Raw genomic sequence first — 605 nt, 5'->3', positions numbered from 1 at the left:
AAGGTTAACGACGGTTAGATTCACCTCTTACACAGCACCTGAGCAAACTCATTCAATTGGTGCAAGACATCAGCCTTGCACCTAAGCGCCTGCTGACTGCCGATAAAGACTTGCCTGTTATCAAAGTTGATATTAAATATCAGGACTGGCTCAAACTTGAACAAGATAGAAACAACGCGCTTAAAAACGGCATCATTGCCGAGCAGCGCAATCAAGTGAATGCCACCCTTTATTTAAACCAACAAAAGTACTTTGCCAAAGTGCGTCTTCAAGGTGACATGCTTGATCATGTTAGCAACGACACCCGCTGGTCATTGCGCTTTGAACTGAAAAAGAAAAAAGCCTTATTTGAATCTAGAAAATTTGCTTTAGTCGCCCCCAATGTGCGCATTCATCAAGGTCCTAGCTTATTCAGTAAAACGATGGAGTTGGCTGACTTTGATATTATTGCGCCTAAAAACATTCCAGTTCGCGTCGTGCTAAACGGCGTCGATTGGGGCACCATGTTTGTAGAGCAAGCCTTTAGCCAATCATTACTTGCTGTGAATGATCGTACCGAAGGATTAATAGCTCGACTCGATATACATGAACAAACTTTTTACTGC

1 pseudogene is annotated in these 605 nt (G+C 42.8%); it reads left to right on the top strand.

Annotated features, from left to right (window positions below):
- Positions 1 to 59: 59 nt before the first annotated feature.
- A pseudogene (locus ACXAC4_RS17900) lies at positions 60 to 605 on the top strand (hypothetical protein); the annotation flags it as partial.

It is taken from the genome of Pseudoalteromonas sp. AWM4_233 (assembly GCF_056158285.1).
This window is presented reverse-complemented; position numbering and strand designations above follow the sequence as displayed.